This window comes from Xylophilus sp. ASV27 (genome assembly GCF_016428875.1).
Taxonomy (GTDB): domain Bacteria; phylum Pseudomonadota; class Gammaproteobacteria; order Burkholderiales; family Burkholderiaceae_C; genus Xylophilus.
Genome location: NZ_JAELTO010000263.1, coordinates 1 through 635 on the forward strand (window position 1 = coordinate 1; position 635 = coordinate 635).

1 pseudogene is annotated in these 635 nt (G+C 63.3%); it reads left to right on the plus strand.

The window, feature by feature from the left end:
• Positions 1 to 63 precede the first annotated feature (63 nt).
• A pseudogene (locus JHD63_RS22795) lies at positions 64 to 635 on the plus strand (transposase); the annotation flags it as partial.

The window sequence follows — 635 nt, forward strand, 5'->3', positions numbered from 1 at the left end:
TGACCTTGCCCTCGAAAAACGTATCCCTTGCTGAGTGTTTCAATACAAGCAAGGAAGACGTAAATGAGGAAGACGACGAGAGCGCGCTACACGCTCGAATTCAAGCAAGAGGCGGTGCGGCTGGTCGCTGGTGGCCAGAGCATCGCGGCGGCGGCGCGCACATTGGGCGTGGTCGAGCAGACGCTGTTCAACTGGGTCAAGGCGCAGCGCCAGGGCAAGCTCACCGGTGTTGACAGCAAGCCCGTGAGCGCCGAGCAGATGGAGATCAGTCGGCTGCGCGCCGAGTTGGCACGCGTGAAGATGGAGCGCGACATCCTGGAAAAAGCGACGGCGTACTTCGCGAAAGCGCAGCGGTGAAGTACGCCTTCGTCCAACGCCACCGGCGCGTGTGGCCCATCTCGGTGCAATGCCGGGTGCTGCGCATCAGCTTGGCGGGATACCACGAGCACTTCGTGCGCAAAGTCAGCGGCGCGCAGCGCCGCCATCTGAGCGACGATGCCTTGTTGGTGCACATCAAGGCCATCCATGCCCAGACACGTGGCGGCTACGGCTGGCCGCGCATCTGGAAGGAACTGCTGGCCCGCGGCATCCGCGTGGGCAAGGACCGGGTGCAAAAGCTCATGCAGCGCCATGGC